The sequence below is a fragment of the Vibrio rumoiensis genome, from assembly GCF_002218045.2.
Taxonomy (GTDB): Bacteria; Pseudomonadota; Gammaproteobacteria; order Enterobacterales; family Vibrionaceae; genus Vibrio; species Vibrio rumoiensis.
The window spans coordinates 1-16,811 of sequence record NZ_AP018685.1 but is presented as its reverse complement, the minus strand read 5'-3'; the positions used below and the strand labels follow the sequence as shown (position 1 = coordinate 16,811).

The following is a 16,811-nucleotide window of genomic DNA, read 5'->3' as shown; positions in this document are numbered from 1 at the left end:
CCCTACTCTAGTTGGCTTATCATTAACCACACAACCTTAGAGCTTATCCTTCTACACGAAAGATAGCGCGGCATTCCTTTCATAAACAGATATAGGGATGGAAAAAATGACTTTCAAGTTTTTGCATAAAAAAAATCAGCGCCCAATAAAAGCACTGATTTTTTAAAACAATAGAGCTAAATTTTCACACAAGCAATTTAGTAACCATGCTCCATTAAGAACTGAATATCATCACCCACTTGATAATAGCTCGCTTCTTCAGAAAACTTAAATAACTTCATAGGCTTACCATTAGCAGAATAATAATTGAGCTGGCCCTCTTGAATGTGCAATAAGGTTCCTTCAGGAATTCCCACCACGACTTGGTGTGGATTCATAATTAAGTACTCGGCAATCCGTTCATCACGAGTTTCTCCCATGTGGCCTTCAACACTCGCTTCAATATAATGAGGGTTGATTTGGAACGGAACAAAGTTTAATGATGGTAGAATTGCAGCACTAACAATTGGCATGTCGTTGGTAGTACAGATGGTTGGCCCGCCAATATTGGTCCCCGCGCTCCAGCCAATATAAGGTTTATTTTGCTTTAACACCGCTTGGCGCAGTGGCCCTATCAAGCCATTATCATGCAACATTTTATTCAGTACCCAAGTATTGCCACCGCTCACAATAAAAGCTTCTGCCTGCTTTAATGCTTCAACAGGATCCGCACAAGCGGCAATATTAATGACTTCACAACCCCATTCACCTAATACACTTTGTAGGTCATCAGCACGTGATTGATAATCACTGCGGATCATCGCATAGGGAATAAAAACAAATTTCTTCACCCCGGTGCGTTTTACCATCGCTTCAATCCAATCTAAACCGAATTCCAGTAAACGAGTATTACCAGGCAATTTGCCATTACTGAATAACATGATATCCATTACTGCTCCTCAAAATATATAAATCAATGAATAAAGCTCGACCAAATGTCATGCGAAATAGTCTAGTACAACCGATTATTAGTCGATTGATGTGGCGCATAAAAAAGCCCTTTGCAAGAAACAAAGGGCTTTAGATATCATTAATTTTTGACTAAACGCTATACGTCTAGATTCGCTACTTTCAATGCGTTATCTTCAATGAACTTACGACGCGGTTCAACTTGATCACCCATTAAGGTCGTAAACAATTCATCTGACGCGACTGCATCATCAATCGTTACTTGCATCATGCGACGGGTTTCTGGGTCCATGGTGGTTTCCCAAAGTTGATCTGGGTTCATTTCACCTAGACCTTTGTAACGTTGTAGTGATAAACCACGACGCGATTCTTTGATTAACCAGTCAAGCGCAGCAGAGAAAGTTGAGACTTCTTGTGTACGTTCACCACGTTTCACATAAGCACCTTCTTCCACTAAACCATCGAGAGCTTCAGAAAGATCGGCTAAACGACCGTATTCTTTAGAGTTAAGTAAATCTAAAGACACGACGTATTCATGCATCACACCGTGAGTACGAACCACCAATTTTGCAATGCTGACACCTAGCTCTTCATGTTTTTCAACTTCAAGAGAGTATTGGCTCGCACCGACCTCTTTAGCATTAAGCTGCTCAACCAGTTTCTGACCCCAAGCTTGAACTTGCTCAGCATCTTTGCACATTTCAGCCGTTAAACGAGGAATGTAAGTTAATTCGTTGATCATCGCGTATGGGTAGCGACGACTCATGCGTTTAATTAACTTGATACCTTCGTTGTATTGAAGCACCAACTTCTCAAGCGATTCACCTGTCATCGCCGGTGCTTGCGGGTTGACGTATAACGCCGCGCCATCAAGTGCTAGACCCGCTTGGTAAAGCTCCATCGCTTCTTCATCTTTAATATATTGCTCTTGCTTACCTTTCTTCACTTTGTAAAGTGGTGGCTGTGCAATGTAGATGTAGCCACGTTCAATAAGCTCAGGCATTTGACGGTAGAAGAAAGTCAAAAGCAACGTACGAATGTGAGAACCATCGACATCGGCATCGGTCATGATGATGATGTTATGGTAACGCAGTTTATCTGGGTTATATTCGTCACGCCCAATACCACAACCTAGTGCAGTGATCAGGGTTGCCACTTCTTGTGAAGACAGCATTTTATCAAAACGCGCTTTTTCAACGTTTAGGATTTTACCTTTCAATGGCAAGATCGCTTGGTTTTTACGATTACGTCCCTGCTTGGCTGAACCGCCAGCAGAGTCCCCTTCCACTATGTATAGTTCAGAAAGAGCAGGATCTTTTTCTTGGCAATCGGCCAACTTACCAGGTAAGCCAGCTAAGTCTAACGCGCCTTTACGACGAGTCATGTCACGAGCTTTACGCGCCGCTTCACGAGCACGAGCAGCATCAATAATTTTGCCACATACGATTTTCGCTTCGTTCGGGTTTTCAATTAAAAACTCAGACAGTTTTTCGCTCATCGCGGATTCAACTGCCGATTTCACTTCAGAAGAAACCAGCTTGTCTTTGGTTTGGCTTGAGAATTTTGGATCCGGTACTTTTACCGAAACCACTGCCGTTAGACCTTCACGAGCATCATCACCCGAGGTCGCCGCTTGTGCTTTCTTCGAATAACCTTCTTTATCCATAAAGTTATTCAGTGTACGCGTTAATGCACCGCGGAAACCGGCTAAGTGAGTACCACCATCACGTTGTGGGATGTTGTTGGTAAAGCAATATACACCTTCTTGGAAGGTATCGTTCCACTGCATTGCCACTTCAACCGTAATGCCGTCTTCTTCACGAGCGTGGTCAAAATAGAAAATCTTTTGGTGAATTGGCGTTTTATTGCGATTTAGATGCTCAACGAAAGCACGGATGCCGCCTTCAAACATAAAGTGATCGCTTTTATCTTCTTCACGTTCGTCAGTTAATTTAATCGAAACGCCAGAGTTTAAGAATGATAATTCACGTAAACGCTTAGCAAGGATGTCGTAATGGAATTCGATGTTGGTAAAGGTTTCTTCACTTGGCCAAAAACGAATACGCGTACCGGTTTCTTCCGTTTTACCAATCACCGCGAGTGGCGCTTCTGGCACACCATGCTTATAAACTTGTTGGAAGACTTCACCGTGGCGCTTGATGGTTAGCTCAACTTTTTCAGACAGGGCGTTCACAACGGAAACACCTACCCCGTGCAAACCACCGGATACTTTATAAGAGTTATCATCAAACTTACCACCCGCGTGCAGTACGGTCATGATAACTTCAGCGGCTGAAACACCTTCTTCTTCGTGCATTTCCGTTGGAATACCACGACCGTCATCGCTCACCGATACCGAGTTGTCTTCATGAATGGTGATTATGATGTCTGAACAATGGCCAGCTAATGCTTCATCAATTGAGTTATCGACGACCTCAAACACCATGTGGTGAAGGCCAGTACCATCATCAGTATCACCGATATACATTCCTGGACGTTTACGTACAGCATCTAGCCCTTTAAGTACTTTAATACTCGATGAATCATAGCTATTTGCAGAATCATTGTTATTCGACATGAATTGTTCTCGCCTTAATTATCCTTGCTCTATTTTGCCATGTTCCACATGAAACATCCTGCTATTTTCACTTTGCATTTCAGCAATGTGACTTGCAGTAATAGAGCTTACAAAAACCTGTGCCTGCGTTTGCTTTAAATATTCTGCAAGACGCCCTCGACGTTGACCATCTAGCTCTGAGGCAAAATCATCAATTAAATAAATACACTGTTTACCTGTGGTGTCGGTTAGGTGTTGACCTTGCGCCAAACGCAAAGCACACACCATGAGCTTTAGTTGCCCACGTGACAATACATCTTCCACAGGTGTCGCATTAATTTTGAGTTTTAGATCGGCTTTATTCGGCCCACTAAAGGTGTAACCGAGTTGCTGATCGCGCTCGAAATTCTTTTCTAAAATTTCAGCATAAGGGGTGTCTTTATCCCACCCTCTATAATACTGAATTTTCACTTCAAATTCAGGTAAAAATACACCACAAATGTGCTCTGCCACTTGTTTTAGTTGTGTGACATAGTCAAAGCGCCACTGGCTAATGGTTTCCGCCAATTCGGCCAACTCTTTATCCCAATAACTGAGCTCTTGATAACCTCTCGCGGTCTTCAATAATGCGTTTCTTTGTTTAATTAAACGCTTCAAACGAGACCATTTCTCATAAAAACTAGGTTGAGTATGAAATACCCCCCAATCAATAAAGGCACGACGAAATTTAGGCCCTTCGGTCAGCAGCTCAAAACCTTCGGTATGGATTAATTGCAGAGGCAAGATTTGCGCCAATTGAGCAATTTTTTGCCCAGACTGTCCGCCGATTTTCACCTCACTACTGCCATCTCGTTGTTTATTGATGCCAATAGGAAGCTCAAAATCATCGCCAGATAAGAAACGCCCATGAACAAACAACTCACTTTGTTCATTTTGGATCACGCGACCCGTTAAGGTGCTTTTAAATGAACGCCCATGACCAAGCAAGTAAATCGCTTCAAGCACACTGGTTTTGCCGCTGCCATTAGGCCCGACCAGAAAATTAAAGCCTGATGATAACGAGATATCACAGGCTTCAATATTGCGAAATTGCTTTATAGATAAACGAGTTAAAGGCATTTATAGACGGATCGGCATCACAACATACATCGCCGAAGCATCTTCGATGTTTTCAACTAAAGCACTGGCGTTCGCATCACTCATCGACATGCGCACCGTCTGGCATTTTAAGGTGTTTAAAATATCCAGCACGTAGCTGACGTTAAAACCAATTTCTAATGGCTCACCTTGATAATTCACATCCAGGTTTTCTTCCGCTTCTTCTTGCTCTGGGTTATTAGCAGTAATGCGCATTTCTGAGCCGGCTAAATTAACTCTAACACCACGGAATTTTTCATTGGATAAAATGGCGGCGCGTGAAAACGATTGACGCAATGCTTCACAATCCGCTTCTAAAGTCTTATTGCTTGATTGTGGCATAACACGGCGATAATCCGGGAAACGGCCGTCAACAAGCTTAGAAGTGAAGGTAAATTCGTTAACATTGGCGCGAATATTTGAGCTACCAATTTGCAGTGTCACCTGTTCATCTGGGCGATCAAGTAGCTTCACTAACTCTAACACCCCTTTACGAGGCACGATCACTTGTTGTTGTGAATACTCACCCACCAGCGCGGTTTCTGCGACCGCCATACGGTGGCCATCGGTGGCTACTGAACGCAAGGTTGTACCTTCAATTTCAAACAGCATGCCGTTTAAGTAATAACGCACATCTTGGTTGGCCATCGAAAATTGGGTTTTTTCGACTAAATGACGCAGTTCACCTTGAGTCACGGTCACTTCCGCTTCACTGCTCCAATCTTCGATGTTTGGAAAATCAGAGGCTGGCAAGGTCGCTAATGAAAAACGACTACGACCCGATTTAATCAGTAAACGCTCATCATCTAGCGTCACATCAATATGAGCGCTATCAGGTAGACCACGACAAATATCAAGGAATTTACGCGATGGAACTGTAGTGCTGCCTGGTTCAAAGTGACCTTCTAATACCAAACGACACACCAGTTCGACTTCTAAGTCAGTCGCCGTAATCGACAATTCACCATTATCGACTTTAATTAATAAGTTACCCAAAATAGGCAAGCTAGAACGGCCACCAAGGGCACCAGATACCTGCTGCAAAGGTTTAATCAATTGAGTACGTTCAATGGTAAATTTCATAATCTACTCTAAATAATCTAATTCTATTAAAAACACGGCCAACGCTGATAAGCGGCATCAAAACGCTTGAAATTAAGACGACAAGGTACGAATTAAGTTCGAGTAATCTTCTTTAATATCGTGGCTTTCTTCGCGTAATTCTTTAATTTTACGACAAGCATGCAGCACCGTGGTGTGGTCTCGGCCGCCAAATGCATCACCAATTTCTGGTAAGCTGTGGTTGGTTAACTCTTTCGACAATGCCATCGCCAACTGACGAGGACGCGCAACCGAACGAGAGCGACGCTTAGATAATAAGTCAGCCACTTTAATTTTGTAATATTCCGCGACGGTTTTTTGAATATTGTCGATGGTCACCAGCTTTTCTTGCAACGCTAATAAATCACGCAACGCTTCGCGCACAAAATCAATCGTAATCGGGCGACCAGTAAAGTTGGCGTTAGCAATCACGCGGTTTAATGCACCTTCCAACTCACGCACGTTTGAACGTAAACGCTTAGCAATAAAGAATGCCACTTCATCGGCAAGCGTAATTTGGTGATCTTCGGCTTTTTTCATCAAGATCGCGACACGGGTTTCTAATTCCGGTGGCTCGATCGCCACGGTTAAACCCCAACCAAAACGAGACTTCAAACGATCTTCTACCCCGTTGATCTCTTTTGGATAACGGTCAGAAGTCAAAATGATTTGCTGATTACCTTCTAATAAAGCGTTGAAGGTATGAAAGAACTCTTCTTGTGAACGCTCTTTATTGGCGAAAAATTGAATATCATCGATCAGCAAAGCATCTAAACTGCGGTAGTAACGTTTGAATTCTTCAATCGCGTTATTTTGCAGTGCTTTAACCATATCTTGCACAAAACGCTCCGAGTGCATGTACACCACTCGAGCATCCGGCTTACTTTCCACAATCGCATTACCCACCGCATGCAATAAGTGAGTTTTACCGAGACCGGTACCACCATATAAAAATAGTGGATTGTAAGAAACGCCAGGGTTATCGGAAACTTGTTTGGCTGCCGCGAGACCTAATTGGTTGGATTTACCCTCAACAAAGTTATGAAATTTATGCTTAGGGTTAACATTAGAACGGTGATTCACATCGATCACAATTTCACGCTCGCCCGTATCCCAAGATTTGTCTAATGGGCGACTTTTTTGCAATTGCGCAGGAGCGGATGATTCAGCAGCCACGTCGGCCGCGGTTCTTCTCGGTAAATCAACCGGACGTTGAGCAGGCTTACTGCCAACCTCAAAATGCAGATTAGGCGTATCTGAACCACAAAACTCTTTCAATAAACGGTTAATACTATTGAGATACTTATCACGCACCCAATCCAACACAAATCGGTTAGGCGCAAATAAGGTGAGAGTATTGTCATTGAGTTCTGCTTGAAGCGGTCTTACCCACATACTGAACTCAGTTGCTGGAAGCTCTTCTTGAAGCTGTTGCAAACATTGCAACCATAACGAAGACGACACATGAACCTCACACGAAATGAAATGATCTGAAAGGAATGTAATTCTACAGCTTGGACTGCAAGATCACCAGCAATAGATCCTTAGATCAGTGAATAAGATCTAAGTTATTCACAGTTTTTTTATAACTATCCCAATTTTGTGCACTGTCAAGCAACTACAGTACTTTTTATACGCACTTTTTGTTCAAAAGGGGATAAAGTTACCCACAAGCAATAAGCCGATAAATCAAGCGATCATGATACTAATCGTTATGATTAATAACATCTTGTTCTTAGATTTATCAATAGCATGCTCGTTATAATAAAAGTCTAATCATCTGGAGAATAAACCATGAGCCGAATTTTAAATAAAATTGTTACTGCTGCTGCCCTATTTTTTGCTGTTACCCACTTTGCTCAAGCAGCGAATCAAGAAGTGAAAGTAGGCATGTCAGGTACCTACTTTCCATTTACGTTTCAAAAGCTTGATAAACTGCAAGGCTTTGAAGTCGATCTATGGAACGAAATTGGTAAACGTAATCATTATGACGTGAAGTTTGTCACCGCCAACTTCTCAGGCTTATTTGGTTTATTAGAAACCGGTCGTATTGATACTATTTCCAATCAGGTCTCCATCACTGATTCACGCAAAGCCAAATACATATTCTCTGATCCTTATGTGGTAGATGGTGTACAGATCACCGTGAGAAAAGGCAATGATTCAATCAAAAGTGTCGACGATCTGGCTGGTAAAACCGTTGCGGTTAACTTAGGTTCCAACTTTGAACAAGTACTGCGTAACTATGATAAAGAAGGCAAAATCAACATCAAAACTTACGATGCGGGTATTGAACAAGATGTGGCTTTAGGTCGTTCTGATGCATTTGTGATGGACCGTTTATCGGCGCTACAATTAATTAAGAAAACCAACCTACCGCTTCAACTCGCTGGTCAACCATTTGAAACGATTGAAAATGCATGGCCGTTTGTCAAAAATGAGAAAGGTCAGAAGTTAAAAACTGAAGTGAATGCGGCACTCGCGGCGATGCGTAAAGATGGCACTCTCGCCAAAATTTCAGAAAAATGGTTTGGTGCCGACATCACCAAAATGTAACCCCAATCATCACTCACCGCTTGTAACAAGTCACACGTTGCAAGCGGTTTAACCGTAGCGCTTCACTATTTTCCTCTATCTAAGCCACGCTTTTTGTATCAAAATACCCACTTATTGAGTCTATAAATAGACTAATGCATGAACTCTTAGGTTATCTATCGGTCATTAAATCATTACCTGCGAATAAATAATGGCTCTATCTTCCATCATGTATAACTCTTATTTTCTTAAAGGAACCAATTAATATGGCGCTTCGATTAACCTCGTCCAGTTTTCTTGGCAAAGTATGGCAACTCTCTAAACCTTATTGGCAGTCAGAAGAAAAATGGATCGCACGCGGTTTACTCGTCGCTATCGTGGTACTCAACCTCGGCATGGTATATATGTCGGTGATTTTAAATCAATGGAATTCTGATTTTTATAATGCGCTGCAAGAATTAGATAAAGACGCTTTTACTCATCTCATCTTAAAGTTCTCGATCATCGCTGCGATTTTTATTGCTATTGCGGTGTATCGAATTTATCTCAATATGATGTTGCAACTACGTTGGCGTCGTTGGTTAACCAATGCTTATTTTACTGAATGGCTCAGTGATCGCTCTTACTTTCAATTAGAGCGTGGCAATCATCAAACCGATAACCCAGATCAACGTATTGCCGAAGATATCGACCAGTTCACCGGAGATACTCTCAATTTATCCCTTGGACTGCTTAACTCAGTCGTCACACTCGCTTCTTTTATTACCATTTTATGGGGGCTATCTTCACCGCTCAATATCGATATCGCCGGTCATCAGATCAATATTCCGGGCTTTATGGTGTGGGCGGCATTGCTGTATGCAGTTGTCGGTAGCTTTATTATGCATAAAATTGGTAAACCGCTTATTGGTCTTAACTTTATACAGCAAAAATTTGAAGCGAACTTCCGTTATTCGATGGTACGCCTACGTGAAAATGCGGAAGGTGTGGCTTTGTATAATGGTGAAGAAAAAGAACGTGAATTGCTGGAATTTCGCTTTACTGATGTGTGGAAAAATACTTGGCAAATCATGCGCAAACAAAAGCAGATTGTCGGTTTTAATAGTGGCTATAACCAAATTGCGATAATTTTCCCAATTATCATTGCGGCGCCAAGTTTTTTCTCTGGTGCCATTAAGCTCGGCGGCTTAATGCAAATCAATAATGCCTTTTCTCAAGTGATGGGGGCTGTAAGTTGGTTTGTCGACTCCTACGCGAGCATTGCCAGCTGGAAGGCCAGCGTTGACCGATTGACCACCTATAATCAAGACATGGTCGAAACTAAGCAGCAAGCAGCCAACTCAAAACTCTTATTGACGCGCCATCAACAAGATTACTTAGCCATTCATCAATGTACGGTTAAATTGCCAAACGGCACAATACTTAGTGATTTGAATGAACTTACCTTACAGCCCGGTCAACATACTTTAATCTCAGGACAATCTGGAATTGGTAAAAGTACGTTAATGAAAACCATTGCGGGAATTTGGCCGTTTTCTGAGGGAAAAATAGAGTTGGCACAACACAGCTTATTCTTGCCACAAAAGCCTTATTTACCGTCAGGCACGCTGCGTGAGGTGTTGTGCTACCCTAATGTGGATATCAATATCAGTGATCAAGATATTCGACAATTATTGTGTGATTGCCAACTCGACCATTTTAGTCAAAAGTTAGATAACACTGAACAGTGGTCACATACGATGTCACCCGGTGAGCAGCAACGTGTCGCAATGGTCAGAGCGCTCATTCTAAAACCAACATGGTTATTTTTAGATGAAGCGACCTCATCATTAGATGAAGAAACCGAAAGCCAAATGTACCAACTTCTGGCTAATCGCTTACCAGAAACAACCTTAGTGAGTATTGCACACCGAAGTAAAGTCGCTCACTATCACCAATATCGTTTGCATGCACAAGGCTCAAAAGGCCAAGTTAGCTGGCAATTTGCTTCAATATAAGGACAGTCATCTTAGTCATGAATTTTGATTTCCATTACATGCTAGAACTGCTACCGATCCTATTTCGGTATTTAGGCACAACATTAGAAATGGCATTATGGGGCGTGGTCTTTGCTCTAATATTGGCGGTTATCATTGCCAATATTCGTGTGTTTAAGGTACCCGTATTAAACCAATTGAGTCAGCTCTATATCAGCTTTTTCCGTGGCACCCCGCTATTAGTGCAACTATTTTTGCTGTATTACGGCTTACCACAACTCTTCCCTATTATGGTGGGTATTGACGCCTTTAGTGCCGCGGTGATTGGCTTAACATTACACTTTGCGTCTTATATGGCAGAAAGTATTCGCGCCGCCATTATTGGTATTGATCGCAGCCAGATGGAGGCCAGTATTTCAATTGGTATGACACGTTTGCAATCAATGCGCCGAATCATTTTGCCGCAAGCCGCTCGAGTCGCATTGCCGTCATTAATGAATTATTTCATCGATATGATCAAATCAACGTCATTAGCATTTACTTTAGGTGTGACGGAAATCATGGCCAAAGCTCAAATGGAAGCCTCTTCAAGCTTCCGTTTCTTTGAAGCATTCTTAGCGGTAGCGCTCATTTATTGGGGCGTTGTTTTAGTATTAACTCAAGTACAAAACTGGGCTGAAACCAAGCTCAATAAGGCTTACCAACGATGATTCGAATTTCCAATTTACATAAATCCTTCGGTAATACTGAAGTTTTGCGTGGCGTTGATATTGAGATAAAAAAAGGCGAAATCATCGTCATTATTGGTTCAAGCGGTACCGGTAAATCAACCTTACTACGTTGTGTGAACTTTTTAGAAAGCCCAGAACAAGGGGTGATCGAAATAGAAAACACGAAAGTTGATACTGAAAACTACAGCAAAGCCGACATGCTGGCATTACGCCGCAAAACTGGCTTTGTCTTTCAAAATTATGCGTTATTCGCCCATTTAACGGCTCGGCAGAATATCGCGGAAGGGTTAATTACAGTGAGAGGCTGGAAGAAAGCTGATGCCCTAGCCCATGCACAGAAAATTTTAGACGACATCGGCTTAGGAGATAAAGGAGACAGCTACCCAACATCTTTATCAGGCGGCCAGCAACAACGCGTTGGGATTGGCCGAGCGATGGCGTTTGATCCCGAGTTATTGTTATTTGATGAACCCACTTCCGCTCTTGATCCCGAATGGGTCGGCGAAGTACTGTCTTTAATGAAGAAACTGGCCAAACAACACCAAACCATGCTGGTGGTTACGCATGAAATGCAATTTGCTCGAGAGGTCGCCGATCGAGTGATCTATATGGCGGATGGCAAGATTGTTGAACAAGGCACGCCGGATCAAATATTTAAAGATCCGACTAATCCACAACTTATTAAGTTTTTAAATCAAGTTGGGATCCAATAGGATCCTTGCACTTGACTTAGGAACCCGTATAATCCGCACACAGATTTTTAGGCCAACTGGCTTTTTATTATGCGAATTCCGCGTTTATTAAGCCCTGTAGCATTGACTCTTAGCCAGTCAATGATTACAATTCCGCCTCTTTGTTGAGAGGTGTCGGATAAAACATCTTACACCGGGTTTAACAAGAACCTATAAACTACTGATCAGTAAAGGTAATTACCATGAAACGCACTTTTCAACCTACTGTTCTTAAGCGCAAACGTACTCACGGCTTCCGTGCTCGTATGGCAACTAAGAATGGTCGTAAGACAATTAATGCACGTCGTGCAAAAGGCCGTAAGCGCCTTTCAAAATAATTCTTGAATTATTTTGACTAAGTCTACTTTTACTCGGGAGTTACGTTTGTTAACTCCCGAGCATTATCAAAACGTCTTTCAGCAAGCTCATCGAGCAGGCTCCCCTCATTTCACTATTATCGCTCGCAATAATACACTCTCCCATCCAAGACTTGGATTAGCTGTTCCGAAAAAACAAATCAAAACCGCGGTTGGTCGTAATCGTTTTAAACGTTTAGCCCGTGAAAGCTTTCGCCTAAAACAAACCCAATTGCCAAATAAAGATTTTGTCGTAATTGCGAAAAAGAGTGCTCAAGATTTGAGTAACGAAGAAGTTTTTAAAATATTTGAGAAGTTATGGCATCGCCTATCTCGCCCTTATCGTGGTTAGCAATTAGGTTAATTTACCTATATAAAGGAATCATTAGTCCTTTGCTTGGTCCTCGATGTCGCTTTACTCCAACGTGTTCTACTTATGCTGTAGAAGCAATCAGTGCGCACGGTTTTGTAAAAGGGTGTTGGTTATCTGGCAAACGTCTATTAAAATGCCATCCTTTAAATGCTGGGGGATATGACCCTGTCCCACCAAATCAAAAACACGACAGAGATAAATAACAATGGATTCTCAACGTAATATCCTGTTAATCGCTTTTGCTCTAGTCAGCTTTTTGTTGTTCCAACAATGGAATAATAAAGATGCTCAACCGGCTCAAACTAGCGTGCAGCAGACTCAAACGAATACCGACAGTAGCCTACCGCATGACCCTGCTGAAGCGTCAGCTGATCCGTTAGCTCCTCAGCAAGCAAAAACTCTACCGGCCGCTTTCAACATCGACGTAAAATCTGATGTACTGACTCTAGCGATTAATCCTGTCGGTGGTGATGTGGTTTCAGCCAAGCTGAACAAATACAACGCAACACTAGATTCTAAAGATTCTTTTGTTCTTCTACAAAATACACCTGAGCATGAATATATCGCTCAAAGTGGCTTAGTGGGTCCACAAGGAATTGACGTTAGCTCAGCTCAACGTCCCCAATATAAATCAAGCGCACAATCTTACCAATTAGCCGAAGGCCAAGATGAATTACGTATTCCTCTGACTTACAGCGCCAATGGTATTGATTACACCAAAACCTTCATCATTAAACGTGGCAGCTATGCGATTGATGTGGTTTATGACATTAATAACCACTCAGGCCAAGATGCGACTTTAGGTATGTACGCGCACCTACGTCAAACTATGGTTGAAGGTAGCGGTCATATTGGTATGCCGGTTTATACTGGCGGTGCATTCTCAACGTCCGATACTCACTACAAAAAATACAAGTTTGATGAGATGAAAGATAAAAATCTTAACATCAAACTGGAAGATGGTCAGGGCTGGGTAGCGATGCTACAGCACTACTTTACTTCGGCTTGGATTCCTCGTGATCAACCTGGCACAACGATTTATTCTCGTGTTATTGGTAACATTGCCGATATTGGTGTTCGCACACCAAACCAAGTGATTGCAAACAACCAAACAGGCCAAATTAAATCAACACTTTGGGCTGGTCCAAAACTTCAAGATGCGATGGAAGCAACTGCTCCACACCTTGATTTGGTTGTCGACTACGGTTGGTTATGGTTTATTGCTAAACCACTACATACTTTATTGTCATTTATCCAAAGCTTCGTGTCTAACTGGGGTATCGCGATCATCCTACTGACTTTCATTGTTCGTGGTGCGATGTACCCACTGACTAAAGCTCAGTACACCTCAATGGCGAAAATGCGCATGCTGCAACCTAAAATTGCGGCAATGAAAGAGCGCCTAGGTGATGACCGCCAACGTGTTAGCCAAGAAATGATGGCAATGTATAAAGAAGAAAAAGTGAACCCATTAGGTGGCTGTTTCCCTATTCTTCTGCAAATGCCAATCTTCATTGCACTTTACTGGGCATTAATGGAGTCGGTTGAGTTACGTCATGCACCATTCTTCGGTTGGATCCATGATTTATCAGCGCAAGACCCTTACTACATCTTGCCTGTATTGATGGGTATCTCGATGTTGATCATCCAGAAGATGAGCCCAACAACGGTAACGGATCCAATGCAGCAGAAAATGATGATGTTTATGCCTGTCATCTTCATCTTCTTCTTCTTGTGGTTCCCATCAGGTTTGGTTCTTTACTACCTAATGTCAAACATCGTAACCTTGGTACAACAAACCTTGATTTACCGAGCGTTAGAGAAGAAAGGTTTGCACTCTAAGAAATAATCTTAGATTGGCAACATAATCAATAAGGCGACCGCATTGGTCGCCTTTTGCCTTTTGGTTAATCTCGATTTACGCTTTATCTCATTTATCGCTTTATAAATTAATAAGGCGAATTACAATTGAAAAAACTTCACCTTTTAAATGGTTGGAATCATGAATACAGAGACAATTGTCGCTCAAGCAACCGCACTCGGCCGTGGTGGCGTTGGTATTATCCGCGTATCAGGCCCTAAGGCGACTCAAGTTGCCCTAGAAGTACTGGGCCGAGAAGTAAAACCTCGTTATGCCGAATACTTACCTTTTAAAGATGAAAATGGTACTCAGCTTGATCAAGGGATCGCACTTTATTTCCCTAATCCCAATTCCTTTACTGGTGAAGATGTTTTAGAGCTGCAAGGTCACGGTGGTCCTGTCGTCATGGATATGTTGATCAAACGAATTCTAAAAATTGACGGGATCAGAGCAGCTCGGCCCGGAGAATTTTCTGAACGCGCCTTTCTAAATGACAAGATCGATCTAACTCAAGCCGAAGCAATTGCTGATTTAATCGATGCTAGCTCTGAAGAAGCCGCAAAATCCGCACTCAATTCTTTACAAGGTGAATTTTCTCAACGTATTAATCACCTCGTAGAATCCCTTATTCACCTACGTATTTACGTAGAAGCAGCCATTGATTTTCCAGAAGAAGAAATCGACTTCTTAGCCGATGGAAAAGTCAGTGGTGACTTGCAAGCCATTATTAATAACTTAGCTTCCGTTCGTAAAGAAGCCAATCAAGGTGCTCTGATTCGCGAAGGGATGAAAGTGGTGATTGCAGGCCGCCCTAATGCGGGTAAATCTAGCCTACTTAATGCGCTTTCAGGTAAAGATTCCGCTATCGTAACCGATATAGCTGGAACTACACGAGATGTGTTACGAGAGCATATACATATCGATGGTATGCCACTGCATATCATTGATACCGCAGGGTTACGAGAAGCGTCTGATGAAGTAGAAAAAATAGGTATTGAACGTGCTTGGGAAGAAATAGAGCAAGCCGATCGAGTTCTCTTTATGGTTGATGGCACCACCACCAATGCCACTGATCCCAAAGAAATTTGGCCTGATTTTGTTGAACGTTTACCCGATAACATTGGGATGACCGTCATTCGCAACAAAGCCGATCAAACCGGCGAAGTACTCGGTATTTGTCATGTTAATAATCCAACCTTAATACGCCTATCCGCTAAAACGGGACAAGGAGTAGAATCCCTGCGTGAGCACTTAAAAGAATGTATGGGCTTTGCTGGTGGCAGTGAAGGTCGCTTTATGGCTCGTCGCCGTCATCTAGAAGCGCTCGATAAGGCATCAGAGCACCTCACCATTGGCCAGCAACAACTTGAAGGCTATATGGCCGGAGAAATTTTAGCAGAAGAGCTACGTATCACTCAGCAGCACTTAAGTGAAATTACCGGTGAATTTAGCTCCGATGATTTATTAGGCCGTATTTTCTCTTCATTCTGTATTGGTAAGTAGTTAAAGGAATAATATGATCCACATTATTACAGGTAGCACCTTAGGTGGTGCGGAATACGTGGGCGATCACTTAAATGATCTGCTCGTCGCACAAGGTTTAGATACTCAGATCCATAACCAACCGGATCTTGCCGATATTGAAGCAACAGGGGTTTGGTTGATCATTACCTCCACTCATGGTGCAGGTGATTATCCAGATAATATTCAGCCTTTTATTGAAACGATTAAATCATCACCGCCACGTATGTCTGATGTGCAGTTTGCAGTTATTGCAATTGGCGACTCAAGTTATGATACCTTTTGTGGCGCCGGAAGAGATGCTAGAGCAACATTATTAGACATCGGAACCCAGGAACTTTGCCCACATTTGGAAATAGATGTTATCGAAACGCCGGTTCCAGAGGACCCAGCAGAAGCTTGGCTAACCGAGAATCTAGAGGCTTTTATCGCAAGCCAAAGCTAGCAAAAGTGATAATACTAACGACTAAAAAGCAGATCATGGGTCTGCTTTTTTTGTTTTTCCTTTCCAAAGCTCCCACCATATTGATGTAAAAACTGTGTATGAAAAGTAAAAACGTCAAACAACGTAAACCATGTGATGTTTTTTTGAACAAATGGACTGTGGATAAACATCACTTTATCCTGTGATCTTAGCAAAGTTATTCATTGGATAACTATCATCATCATATCCACTGTGGATAAGTACCGATTTAGATCCCAGCTAATACAGGATTAGATCAACGGTAGATCACAAGAAAGGATCCCACTAAAAGGTATGATCTTTATGATCATTTTCCGCTTATCCACAAGATCGTGGTTCCCTAATAGTAGATCTAATAAAAGATCTATATAAAGATCTTATATATATTAAAGCTCTAAGATCCTTTATTTAATCCGACAAATTGATTCTCACTGAAGATTAAAAAAGGTAGAATATCGCTCCTTTTATTTCTAAAGATCATTTTGCTGTGATCGTTTTATTTTAACTCTTGAGGTCTGATC

General features: G+C 42.1%; 15 protein-coding genes. 10 read left to right on the top strand and 5 right to left on the bottom strand.

Features of this window, described 5'->3' with window-relative positions; translation table 11 throughout:
- Window positions 1–197: 197 nt before the first annotated feature.
- The 5 genes from pepE to dnaA all read right to left on the bottom strand — a co-directional run bounded on the left by pepE (window position 198) and on the right by dnaA (window position 7,207).
- Window positions 198–929 carry a dipeptidase PepE gene (gene pepE / locus VRUMOI_RS00075; protein ID WP_089138029.1) on the bottom strand — a complete coding sequence of 244 codons (732 nt, stop codon included), beginning with the start codon at window positions 927–929 and terminating at the stop codon, window positions 198–200.
- Between the two features lie 158 nt (window positions 930–1,087).
- Window positions 1,088–3,526 (bottom strand): DNA topoisomerase (ATP-hydrolyzing) subunit B, encoded by a 2,439-nt coding sequence (gene gyrB, locus VRUMOI_RS00070; protein WP_089138028.1) that lies wholly within the window; start codon window positions 3,524–3,526, stop codon window positions 1,088–1,090.
- An 18-nt stretch (window positions 3,527–3,544) separates the two neighbouring features.
- The gene (gene recF, locus VRUMOI_RS00065) at window positions 3,545–4,624 is read right to left on the bottom strand and encodes a DNA replication/repair protein RecF (RefSeq protein WP_089138027.1); all 1,080 of its coding nucleotides are present in this window, start codon (window positions 4,622–4,624) and stop codon (window positions 3,545–3,547) included.
- The gene (gene dnaN / locus VRUMOI_RS00060; protein WP_089138026.1) at window positions 4,625–5,725 is read right to left on the bottom strand and encodes a DNA polymerase III subunit beta; all 1,101 of its coding nucleotides are present in this window, start codon (window positions 5,723–5,725) and stop codon (window positions 4,625–4,627) included.
- A 72-nt stretch (window positions 5,726–5,797) separates the two neighbouring features.
- Window positions 5,798–7,207: a chromosomal replication initiator protein DnaA gene (dnaA, locus tag VRUMOI_RS00055; RefSeq protein WP_089138025.1), complete on the bottom strand. Its 1,410-nt coding sequence runs from the start codon at window positions 7,205–7,207 to the stop codon at window positions 5,798–5,800.
- Between the two features lie 330 nt (window positions 7,208–7,537).
- On the opposite strand from dnaA, the gene VRUMOI_RS00050 reads away from it, so the two are divergent.
- From VRUMOI_RS00050 to mioC, 10 genes are all read left to right on the top strand, one after another.
- Window positions 7,538–8,299 (top strand): amino acid ABC transporter substrate-binding protein, encoded by a 762-nt coding sequence (locus VRUMOI_RS00050; RefSeq protein ID WP_231897464.1) that lies wholly within the window; start codon window positions 7,538–7,540, stop codon window positions 8,297–8,299.
- A gap of 245 nt (window positions 8,300–8,544) precedes the next feature.
- Window positions 8,545–10,275, top strand: a complete 1,731-nt coding sequence (locus VRUMOI_RS00045) for an ABC transporter ATP-binding protein/permease (RefSeq protein ID WP_089138024.1) — start codon at window positions 8,545–8,547, stop codon at window positions 10,273–10,275.
- Between the two features lie 17 nt (window positions 10,276–10,292).
- Window positions 10,293–10,964 (top strand): amino acid ABC transporter permease, encoded by a 672-nt coding sequence (locus tag VRUMOI_RS00040; protein WP_089138023.1) that lies wholly within the window; start codon window positions 10,293–10,295, stop codon window positions 10,962–10,964.
- Entirely contained in the window at window positions 10,961–11,698 is a 738-nt protein-coding gene (locus VRUMOI_RS00035) for an amino acid ABC transporter ATP-binding protein (RefSeq protein WP_089138022.1), read from the top strand. Before VRUMOI_RS00040 ends, VRUMOI_RS00035 begins: the two co-directional genes overlap by 4 nt.
- Before the next feature lie 221 nt (window positions 11,699–11,919).
- A complete protein-coding gene (gene rpmH, locus VRUMOI_RS00030) occupies window positions 11,920–12,054 on the top strand; it encodes a 50S ribosomal protein L34 (protein ID WP_017024264.1) in 135 nt (44 codons plus the stop codon).
- A gap of 46 nt (window positions 12,055–12,100) precedes the next feature.
- Complete coding sequence (gene rnpA / locus VRUMOI_RS00025; RefSeq protein WP_231897527.1) at window positions 12,101–12,424, top strand: ribonuclease P protein component; 324 nt, start codon at window positions 12,101–12,103, stop codon at window positions 12,422–12,424.
- Window positions 12,391–12,648 (top strand): membrane protein insertion efficiency factor YidD, encoded by a 258-nt coding sequence (gene yidD / locus VRUMOI_RS00020; RefSeq protein WP_089138020.1) that lies wholly within the window; start codon window positions 12,391–12,393, stop codon window positions 12,646–12,648. The genes rnpA and yidD overlap by 34 nt, the downstream gene beginning before the upstream one ends.
- Window positions 12,649–12,650: 2 nt before the next feature.
- Entirely contained in the window at window positions 12,651–14,294 is a 1,644-nt protein-coding gene (gene yidC / locus VRUMOI_RS00015) for a membrane protein insertase YidC (RefSeq protein ID WP_089138019.1), read from the top strand.
- Window positions 14,295–14,447: 153 nt separating this feature from the next.
- Entirely contained in the window at window positions 14,448–15,809 is a 1,362-nt protein-coding gene (mnmE, locus tag VRUMOI_RS00010) for a tRNA uridine-5-carboxymethylaminomethyl(34) synthesis GTPase MnmE (protein WP_089138018.1), read from the top strand.
- A 13-nt stretch (window positions 15,810–15,822) separates the two neighbouring features.
- Window positions 15,823–16,272, top strand: coding sequence for an FMN-binding protein MioC (mioC, locus tag VRUMOI_RS00005; protein WP_089138017.1), 450 nt, complete (start codon window positions 15,823–15,825; stop codon window positions 16,270–16,272).
- The last annotated feature ends 539 nt before the right edge of the window (window positions 16,273–16,811 follow it).

What these genes read in the sequence shown, in the direction of transcription:
- pepE (WP_089138029.1), bottom strand. Translation starts at nt 929, where the DNA reads ATGGATATCATGTTATTCAGTAATGGCAAATTGCCTGGTAATACTCGT.
- gyrB (WP_089138028.1), bottom strand. Translation starts at nt 3,526, where the DNA reads ATGTCGAATAACAATGATTCTGCAAATAGCTATGATTCATCGAGTATT.
- recF (WP_089138027.1), bottom strand. Translation starts at nt 4,624, where the DNA reads ATGCCTTTAACTCGTTTATCTATAAAGCAATTTCGCAATATTGAAGCC.
- dnaN (WP_089138026.1), bottom strand. Translation starts at nt 5,725, where the DNA reads ATGAAATTTACCATTGAACGTACTCAATTGATTAAACCTTTGCAGCAG.
- VRUMOI_RS00050 (WP_231897464.1), top strand. Translation starts at nt 7,538, where the DNA reads ATGAGCCGAATTTTAAATAAAATTGTTACTGCTGCTGCCCTATTTTTT.
- VRUMOI_RS00045 (WP_089138024.1), top strand. Translation starts at nt 8,545, where the DNA reads ATGGCGCTTCGATTAACCTCGTCCAGTTTTCTTGGCAAAGTATGGCAA.
- VRUMOI_RS00040 (WP_089138023.1), top strand. Translation starts at nt 10,293, where the DNA reads ATGAATTTTGATTTCCATTACATGCTAGAACTGCTACCGATCCTATTT.
- VRUMOI_RS00035 (WP_089138022.1), top strand. Translation starts at nt 10,961, where the DNA reads ATGATTCGAATTTCCAATTTACATAAATCCTTCGGTAATACTGAAGTT.
- rpmH (WP_017024264.1), top strand. Translation starts at nt 11,920, where the DNA reads ATGAAACGCACTTTTCAACCTACTGTTCTTAAGCGCAAACGTACTCAC.
- yidD (WP_089138020.1), top strand. Translation starts at nt 12,391, where the DNA reads ATGGCATCGCCTATCTCGCCCTTATCGTGGTTAGCAATTAGGTTAATT.
- yidC (WP_089138019.1), top strand. Translation starts at nt 12,651, where the DNA reads ATGGATTCTCAACGTAATATCCTGTTAATCGCTTTTGCTCTAGTCAGC.
- mnmE (WP_089138018.1), top strand. Translation starts at nt 14,448, where the DNA reads ATGAATACAGAGACAATTGTCGCTCAAGCAACCGCACTCGGCCGTGGT.
- mioC (WP_089138017.1), top strand. Translation starts at nt 15,823, where the DNA reads ATGATCCACATTATTACAGGTAGCACCTTAGGTGGTGCGGAATACGTG.